The sequence below is a fragment of the Candidatus Anoxymicrobium japonicum genome (genome assembly GCA_002843005.1).
Lineage (GTDB): Bacteria > Actinomycetota > Geothermincolia > Fen-727 > Anoxymicrobiaceae > Anoxymicrobium > Anoxymicrobium japonicum.
This window is the reverse complement of the sequence record PHEX01000088.1, coordinates 1-5301: the sequence shown is the minus strand read 5'-3', so window position 1 is coordinate 5301 and position 5301 is coordinate 1. Positions and strand designations below refer to the sequence as shown.

5 protein-coding genes are annotated in these 5301 nt (G+C 60.3%); 4 read left to right on the top strand and 1 reads right to left on the bottom strand.

The features are described from left to right. Positions 1–69 precede the first annotated feature (69 nt). Positions 70–534 carry a hypothetical protein gene (locus tag CVT63_07695; protein PKQ27500.1) on the bottom strand — a complete coding sequence of 155 codons (465 nt, stop codon included), beginning with the start codon at positions 532–534 and terminating at the stop codon, positions 70–72. A 235-nt stretch (positions 535–769) separates the two neighbouring features. On the opposite strand from CVT63_07695, the gene CVT63_07690 reads away from it, so the two are divergent. The 4 genes from CVT63_07690 to CVT63_07675 all read left to right on the top strand — a co-directional run. Beyond that, complete coding sequence (locus tag CVT63_07690; protein ID PKQ27499.1) at positions 770–1192, top strand: hypothetical protein; 423 nt, start codon at positions 770–772, stop codon at positions 1190–1192. Next, positions 1179–3857, top strand: coding sequence for a phosphoesterase (locus tag CVT63_07685; protein ID PKQ27498.1), 2679 nt, complete (start codon positions 1179–1181; stop codon positions 3855–3857). The genes CVT63_07690 and CVT63_07685 overlap by 14 nt, the downstream gene beginning before the upstream one ends. A 10-nt stretch (positions 3858–3867) precedes the next feature. Further along, positions 3868–5106 (top strand): ATP-dependent DNA helicase RecG, encoded by a 1239-nt coding sequence (locus CVT63_07680; GenBank protein PKQ27497.1) that lies wholly within the window; start codon positions 3868–3870, stop codon positions 5104–5106. Further along, positions 5103–5301, top strand: a 199-nt coding sequence (locus CVT63_07675) for a hypothetical protein (protein PKQ27496.1), incomplete at its 3' end; no start/stop codon positions are given. The genes CVT63_07680 and CVT63_07675, both read left to right, overlap by 4 nt.

Sequence of the window (5301 nt, the reverse complement as noted above, 5' to 3'; positions counted from 1 at the left end):
GAGGCGCCGGGCGTCTCCGAGACAGCCGGTGCGGATAGAATGCCCCTGTACCCGAAAAAGAGGGGTATGCTATGTTTGGGCACTGAAGCGGGGAACGCCACCGTGCGGGATCGCGGCGGTGACGGCGACATTCAGGTCGTCGCCCGGCGCGCCGTGCTGGATGGCGACCCGGCAGGCCAGGTCCGGCTTGCCGTCGCAGGCGGCGTAGGCGGCGTAGGCGATGGCGGCCTGGTCCTTGTCGCCGGGACAGCCGATGCCAACGGTGGACACGCCGAGGTTCTTCTCGTCGGTGAGCGTCACCCGGATGGTGCGGATGGGATTGGGAGACTGCTGCACCCAGGCTTGCAGGGCATCCTGGCAGGTGACCTGCCAGTCCCAGGTTGCGTTTTCGTCGGCAAAGGTGATGAGTTGGCTCGCCGGCGCCTGGGTTATGGCCGTCGCGACAACGGCGGCCGCGAGGAGCAGGGTGAGCAAGATAGGGCGTAGCCGGATTTTCATGCGCAGCATCTCCGCGGTGCGAAAAGTCTCGGGCATCCATCAATATCATGCCTGCCTCGTGCTCCTACCCACCCCAGCACACACTTCTTCGACTTCCCCTACGGTGATGGCATACCCCGTTTCCGGTGATGTTGCCTACTTGGTCATGTTGTGGTATAAGGTACGCATAAGATCCTGATCCCCCAGCGTTCGCAACCAGCGATAGGCGCACTTTGCTGCCGTTCACGAGGGTAGCGCCCTGCAGACGTAGTAGCCCGGAGCAAGCTCTGGCATGAGCGAATCACCGCCGATCCGTGTAGGGCAAATCCTAACCGGCCCGCTCTTCAGCGAGCCGGTGCGGGTAGAGACCGTGCGCCCTGCAGGCCGTGACGCCTGGACGGCCGGCCTGGTTGGTATGCATTCGGAGCGCTTTCGCAACGTCACCCTCACGCCACGTGACATCCAGACGCTCAGCATCATTGACGCCACGGCCACCTACGACGGTGACGGGAAACTGCTCCGTCTCGGGCTGGAGGCGCTGGCCCTGGGCATCGCCTACGAATACGACCCCTACTTTGGCTTGTCGGTATCGCGCGTAGATCCCCTTCCCCACCAACTCTCGGCTGTCTACGATCATCTGTTGAAGCAGCCGCGCATCCGCTTAAGATACGAGAGACGTCTTCTGCTTATGGAGCATGATCATGGCCGAGCTTGATCCCCTTGAACGCGCGCGGATGCTCCCATCCGGTGCGCGATTTTACAGATGTGCGTTGCAGGTCAACCCATTCGAGTATCTGAAACGGCACAATAAGACAGGAACCTTCACGGACGAGGCAACCTACAATCAGGCAATCATTGCCGCCTGTAGGGAACACGACATCGAGGTGATCGCCGTCACGGATCACTATCGGGTCCGGACATCGGAAGGCCTCCGTCTTGCAGCTCAGCAGGCCGGTCTCGCTGTCTTTCCGGGTTTCGAGGCCGTCACCAAGGATGGCGTACATTTGCTGTGTCTCTTCAACCCGGACCGTTCCGCCGAACAGTTGGAGCGACTCCTCGGTGACTGTGGCGTCCACGACGACGATCAGGAATCCCCTATTGGCGACTTCGACGCGCTTGAGCTTCTCGAACGTGCGCACAGCAAGTGGCAGGGGATTTGTGTCGCGGCACACGTGGCCAGCGAAGGAGGCCTGCTGCGAACACTCAAGGGACAGGCGAGGATTCAGGCATGGAAATCTTCCGATCTGCAAGCCTGCTCTCTGCCCGGACCGGTTGACGACGCTCCCGCCGAGCTACGACCGATCCTGCAGAATAAGGACCGGCAGCACCGGCGAAGCCACCCGATCACGGTCATCAACGCTCAAGATGCGAATAGTCCGGACGACCTGGCGCAGCCCAGTTCTTCCTGTTGGATCAAGATGTCGCAGGTGAGTGTTGAAGGCTTGCGCCAGGCCTTTCTCGACCCCGAATCACGCATCCGGCTGGCCACCGATCCGATTCCGGAAGGTCACATCGAGTTGGCGGCCATCGCATGGGAAGGCGGATTCCTCGATGGACAGGGGATTCACTTCAATGAGAACCTCAACGTCCTGATCGGAGGTCGCGGGACGGGTAAGTCAACGATTCTGGAAAGTATCCGGTATGTCTTGGGGCTTACTCCGCTCGGCGACGAGGCGCGCCGCGCCCATGAAGGAATTGTGCGTGGTGTGCTCCGAAGCGGCACCAAGATATCTCTGTTGGTCTGCACCCACAGCCCAGCACGGTGCGAGTATCGCATCGAACGTACGGTTCCCAATCCAGCCCTGGTGCGTAACGAGGCAGGTGATCTGCTGGACGTGGCTCCGGCAGAAATCGTCCCGCGAGTCGAGGTCTATGGACAGCACGAGATCGCTGAACTGACCAAGAGCCCGGAGAAGCTCACGCGCCTGCTGGATCGTTTCGCACAGCGCGATCCCGATTTACCACCGCGCAAGGCTGAACTGGCCCGCAAGCTGGAGGGTTCACGCACCAAAATCAACGACCTGCGTAAGGACATCCAGGCAGTAGACGATCGCCTTGCTCGGCTGCCGGGCCTGGAAGAAACCTTGCGCAGGTTCCAGCAGGCGGGCCTGGAAGAACGTCTGCAAGAGCGAAGCACCCTGGTGCGGGAAGAGCGCGTCGTGACCGGCGCCGATGAGCGCCTTAGTCCATTCCGTGAGCCATTGGATTTACTGCGCCGCGAACTGCCGATAGACCTCACTTTCCTCTCACCGCGAGCCTTGGATGACCTGCCGGGACAGACCATACTGGCGGATTTGCGGCCGGTCTTCGAGCAATTGAACGCCGAGATGCAGGCCGCGGCAACGAAGATCGAAGAGGCGCTGAACACGGCCACGGACGGAATATCCAGGACGCGCAGCCGTTGGGAGGAACGCCAGCAGGCTGTGCTGGCCGCCTACGAGAAAATCCTGCGTGAGCTCCAGAAAGCGCATGTGGATGGCGAGGAGTTCATCCGGCTGCGCAGGCAAATCGAAGATCTGCGACCGCTGGCCGAGCGACGAAAAAGCCTGGTGCGCGATCTGGACGAGCTCGAGCACCATCGCCGCGGTCTACTGGCTGAGTGGGAGGACCTCCTGGCGACGCAGTTCCGCGAGTTGGAACGCGCAGCCAAGAGAGTTAGCCGTAAGTTGACCAGGCATGTCCGGGTGCAGGTCGCCTTTGCCGGCAACCGGGAGCCGCTTTACGTCCTGTTACGAGAGGAGGTCGGTGGCCGGCTGGCTGAAGCCATTGAGACGCTGCACAAGCCAGACGTGCTTTCGCTCAAGGCGCTTGCCGAAGCCTGGCGCGAAGGCGCCGGCGCACTCATCGAACGGTATGCTATTCCACGTTCCGCAGCCGAACGCCTGGTCGCCGCACCCGTAGAAACGGTCATGCATGTTGAGGAACTGGAACTGCGCACGACGACTCGGATTGAGTTGAACGTGGCTGCCGAGGGCCAGGAACCGGTTTGGCGCGTCCTTGACGATCTCTCTACCGGACAGAAAGCGACGGCGGTCTTGCTCCTGCTACTCCTGGAGTCGGATGCGCCGTTGCTCATTGACCAGCCTGAGGATGATCTGGACAATCGTTTCGTCACCGAGGGGGTTGTCCCAAAAATGAAAGAGGAGAAGCGGCGCCGTCAGTTCATCTTCTCGACTCACAACGCCAATATCCCGGTTTTAGGGGATGCGGAGTTGATTTTGGGCCTGCGCGCGACCGGCGAGGCTGGGCAAGGCTATGCCGAGATTCCCACTGAGTATATGGGATCCATTGACGGCAAACCGGTTCGTGATCTGGTAGAAGAACTCCTGGAGGGAGGCGAAGCGGCATTCCAGATGCGGCGGATGAAGTACGGATTCTAAGGAGGGCCACATGCTCAAGACCGAACTAGCCGAGTTGATCCGTAACGGGGAGAGCTCGGGAGTTGAATTCAAACGCGATGATGTACGACCGGACCAACTCGCCTCCAGGATCGTGGCTTTGCTTAACTTCGAGGGCGGCTACATCCTCCTCGGTGTCGAGGACAGCGGCGATGTATCGGGCTTGAACCGCTCCAATGCCGATGCAGAAGAGTGGGTCATGAATATCTGCCGCAATAACATCCGTCCTCCCGTCATCCCCTTTTGGGAAGTCGTATCCATGGATGACGGAAAGACGGTGGGCGTGATTACCTTGCCGGCCGATAGCCCGGACAAACCGTATGAGGCCAAACAGGGTTCGGCATGGATCGTGTTCATCCGCGTCGGTACCGTGACGCGCGAAGCCAGCAAGGAAGAGAAGATTCGCCTCTACCAGGCTTCGGGGCAGTTACACAATGACATCCGCCCGGTGCCCGGCAGCAGTCTCGCTGATCTGGACATCCGGCGTCTGCAAAACTACTTTCGAGATATCCGCCAGCAAGATTGTCCTGCCTCTGAAGATTCCGGCAATTGGGAAAAACTCCTGACCAACACAGAGTTCATGATCTTGGATCGCGGGCGGATGATGGCGACTGTGGGCGGTATGCTCCTCTTCGGTGTTCGTCCCAACCGTTATCTACCGCAGTCCGGCATCTCCGCTGTCGCGTACCCGGGGCAGGAGAAGGATTATGCGACCCAAGAGCGCGCGGTGTTGCGCGGACCGATTGTGGCGCTCCGTTCTACTGCGGGCGACCTGGTTGAGGCCGGCCTGGTAGAGCAGGCAATAGACTTCGTGCGGCGTAATACCCAAATGAAGGCCCGGATCGGGACAGATGGCCGCCGTGAAGAACGATGGGACTACCCTCTGGAAGCGGTGCGGGAGGCAATCGTCAACGCCATCGCGCATCGTGATTATACCATCGGCGGCATTGACATCGAATTATCCCTTTATGCCGATCGCATCGAGGTGATCTCCCCCGGCAACCTTCCCAATACCGTGACCGTCGAAAAGATGCGATTAGGCTACCGGGCTACTCGCAACGAATTGATCAAGGAGGTACTGCGCGACTACCGTTACATCGAAGCCAGTGGGCTGGGCGTGCCGCGCAAGATTATCCGTGGCATGAAAGAGCACAACGGCACCGAGCCGGATCTCATCGAAGAAGAATCCCGTTTCACTGTCCGGCTTTGGAAAGAGCCCAGGCCGACATGATCCCAATCGCCTATCAACGGCTCAGCAGCGAATTGAGCCTGGCCCAGGACACTACACTGTATGTAAAAGAAAGCCAGGTGCGCGAGGTGATGACGACCTTCGATGGCCGCCTGGCGCCGGGCCGCCTCTTCGGTCGCACAGCCAGCGGCGCCGGGGCTGTCCAACTGCCGGTTTTCACCCGCGTGGCAGCCTATC